The organism is Alteromonas sp. KUL106, assembly GCF_009811415.1.
GTDB lineage: Bacteria > Pseudomonadota > Gammaproteobacteria > Enterobacterales > Alteromonadaceae > Alteromonas.
The window spans coordinates 1-3386 of the sequence record NZ_BLIG01000057.1 but is presented as its reverse complement, the minus strand read 5'-3'; the positions used below and the strand labels follow the sequence as shown (position 1 = coordinate 3386).

The window sequence follows — 3386 nt, the reverse complement described above, 5'->3', positions numbered from 1 at the left end:
GCGGGTTTTTTTATTCCTTTTTACTTTTTCTACTTTAGTATAAGACCACAGTCGCATTGTTACATCCCATTCACATGTTTAGGCTTGCGTTTTCTTACCGTTAATGGAAGCCGGTATGCAAATGACACGAGAAGGTAAAACAACCCAGTCTGCTGCTTTGGTTGTCATTTCCTCTGTATTAGTTAACCCAGTATTTGGTTGGTCATTTACTATGCTGCTTGACAATTTGGGGCTTGTTGGTTGTAAAGATCGTGCGGGTGACCTTGGCAAAGCTGGACGGTGGATAATACCCGGTATTACCTTTTTAGTGCTGTGTACGGTTATGGCATTAATTGGAATGTTTCCGTGTGTGCCCGCTATTATGGAAACCTTCAGAATGCAATGAATGGTAATTGACTAGACCTAAGTTAATTAAGTTGCCGTCACTTTTGACGATAGACTTCACGGTGGCTAATGCGATAACTCGTTGTGGCTTTGATAGCAATAACGAGTTATCGCCATATATGAACGGCATCAGAGTGTTTCTTCGCGCTATTTTCTCTTTAGGCTTTTGTCGGGTGCAGTCCAGCCGCTTTTTAAAGCCAAATAGCGGGGAGAAGGGGTTACGCGTACCCAGGATTACGCATCCCAATAGGGTGTATCTTCGAAATAGACTGATAAAAAGTCGATAAAAACGCGTAGCTTATTAGAAATGAGCTTTCGATGAGGGTAAACCGCGTACAGAGAAATAGATTGTGGAACGAAGTCATCTAATATGGACACCAGTTTCCCCTTTTTAAGTGCCTCACCTGCAATAAAGGTAGGCTGCAATACATAGCCTTCACCCTGAATCGCTACACTGGTAAGTACTTCTCCATTATTAGCGGTTAGCTTAGGCGTCACTTTTTGAGCATGTGCTTTTAGCGCTGAAATAAGCGCTGATTTATCGTTATCGTAGTTAATATACGAATACTCAAGATAATGTTCGGGCTTTAATTCGCTTGGGTGTTTCGGCGTGCCGTATTTTTTCAAATAAGCCGGCGAAGCACATAGGGCGAGTTTAATATTTGTGATCTTCTTGGCCACTAGCGTAGAGCTGGCAAGTTGACCTGCACGTATCGCAACGTCAAAGCCTTCGTCTATAACATCAATTTTTCGGTCATTTAACTGTAAGTTAATCGATACGTGAGGGTGTGCTTGTTGGAACGCACTCAGTGCACCCGCTAAATGTAACGTAGAAAAAGAAACAGGTGCGCTAACATGTAGCACGCCTTTCGCTTGGGTATTTAAAAGACCAAGTTGGCTTTCCAAATCATTAACGCTTTCAAGAATATGATAAGCGTGCTCTAAGCATTGTTGCCCAGCTTCTGTTAAATGAATTTTCCTTGTTGTTCGATTAAACAAACGTGTATCGAATTGCTTTTCCAGTTCTGCGATGTACTTACTCACCAGTTGATTCGATGTGTCAAGCTTTTCAGCCGCTTTCGTGAAACTCCCCTCATTGGCAACAACAACAAACGTCTTCAGCAGTGATAATTTATCCATTTGTCTCTTTAGATACTCAATTAACAATGAAATGTTGTTAATCATTCAATAATTGCCATCTTTATTCAAGATGTATTGATGAATATTCTGTGTGCACTTGGTTAGCACACGCAATGATGTAATAGACAAAGCGGTGCGAGCACGAATTTTTAATACGACAATTTCAGCAACAAAAACGTTGAGGATACGGCAATGAATAAGCAATTTTTGAAAAACATTTTTACATCGAACAATAGTGTTTCTAGCCTTGTTTTACGTGTACCCGTTGGCATTATTCTGAGCGCTCATGGCGCACAAAAACTTTTTGCATGGTTTGGTGGTTACGGTTTAGAAGGAACGGGGCAGTGGATGGAGAGTATTGGTCTGGCCCCTGGCTTTATAATGGCGCTGTTAGCTGGCAGTGCTGAGTTTTTTGGTGGGCTTTCGCTTATTGTCGGTTTACTCACGCGATCAGCTGCCTTAATAAGTGCGTTTACAATGGTCATCGCTATATTTAGCGTTCACGCTTCGAACGGATTATTTATGAGTAACAATGGGTACGAATTTGCCTTAGCTTTGCTTGCTGCAACAAGTGCATTGACTATACAAGGTGGCGGTAAGTTTTCTATCGATACGCTTATTAGTGAAAAGCTTGATAAATAGCGCGAAATAAATTGCATTGAACATTGAAGCCGCGTTCAAGTAACCGGCTTCGGTGATACGTATGCTTTCACGAGCACATCAGTAAGGATTGAATCTGTGCAACATCAAATGCAAACGCAAATACAACGGCCTGTTAGGATAAGCACCGCATATATTTCCCATGGTGGTGGCCCGCTTCCGCTTCTCGAAATACAGTCGAGCGACGCAGATAAACTCCCACGTAATCACTCGGAAATGATTGAGGCACTTAAGGCGTTTTCAGCTGAATTCCCCAAGCCAGACGCAATAATTGTAGTAAGTGCGCATTGGGAAGCGTCTGAGGTCTGTGTAACGGCACATCCACAGCCACCAATTATTTATGACTACTATGGTTTTCCCGAAGAAGCCTATTCTCTTAACTATCCCGCAAAAGGAGAGGTTTCGCTTGCGACTTCGCTCGTGAACGGATTGGCAGAGCAGGGTATTGAAGTGCGTGGGGACACTACGCGCGGTTTCGATCACGGAATGTTTATCCCGTTGAGCATAATGTATCCCGATCACGGAATGTTTATCCCGTTGAGCATAATGTATCCCGACGGCGACGTACCCTGTATTCAGGTGTCTATAACGTCCGATTTAAATTCGGCAAAACATATAGAGTTAGGTCAAGCATTAAGAAAAGTAGCGGAGACTGGACTTGTAACCTCTTCAGAGAACACAAACACTGCATTCAGGCATATATTGGTTCTTGGTTCAGGATCGTCGTTTCACAACATGCAGGGTTTTTTTGATAGCTCGACGAGCGCAGTAAGAAAAGCGACGCGTTTTAACAATTGGCTACAAACAACTTTGCAGTCTAGCGTTTACAGCGAAAATGACAGGAAAAGCAGGCTTATTGATTGGCTCAATGCGCCGGATGCGCGATATGCACACCCCAGAGAAGAACACCTCATGCCTCTACATGTTTGTTATGGCGTAAACAACAGAAAGGTAGATAAGGCGATTTCGTTAACTGTGTTGACTAAACCTGCGAGTATGTTTTTTTGGTTTTACTAATAATGAGTAGGGCTCAGGGAACTGGCTATGACATCGTTCTACCGCTAAGCAATATGCGCGAGCTTATCAAATTTTAGTCATATTGTTTATCAATTGTTCGTTTAGTCTAAAATGTCAAAATTAGTGCTTTACAGCTACACATAAATCATTAACATACGCACCACTCAAGGAGAGTTGGCAGAGCT

3 protein-coding genes and 1 pseudogene are annotated in these 3386 nt (G+C 42.5%); 3 read left to right on the top strand and 1 reads right to left on the bottom strand.

The window, feature by feature from the left end; translation table 11 throughout:
- Nucleotides 1-88: 88 nt before the first annotated feature.
- A pseudogene (locus GVO63_RS18670) lies at nt 89-385 on the top strand (DUF3360 family protein); the annotation flags it as partial.
- A 233-nt stretch (nt 386-618) separates the two neighbouring features.
- Here GVO63_RS18670 and GVO63_RS18665 read toward each other — a convergent pair.
- Nucleotides 619-1524: a LysR family transcriptional regulator gene (locus tag GVO63_RS18665; protein ID WP_159581913.1), complete on the bottom strand. Its 906-nt coding sequence runs from the start codon at nt 1522-1524 to the stop codon at nt 619-621.
- 192 nt (nt 1525-1716) lie between these two features.
- Here GVO63_RS18665 and GVO63_RS18660 point away from each other — a divergent pair, with 192 nt between their 5' ends.
- Complete coding sequence (locus GVO63_RS18660) at nt 1717-2166, top strand: DoxX family protein (RefSeq protein WP_159581911.1); 450 nt, start codon at nt 1717-1719, stop codon at nt 2164-2166.
- 96 nt (nt 2167-2262) lie between these two features.
- Nucleotides 2263-3201 carry a class III extradiol ring-cleavage dioxygenase gene (locus tag GVO63_RS18655; protein WP_236552210.1) on the top strand — a complete coding sequence of 313 codons (939 nt, stop codon included), beginning with the start codon at nt 2263-2265 and terminating at the stop codon, nt 3199-3201.
- The last annotated feature ends 185 nt before the right edge of the window (nt 3202-3386 follow it).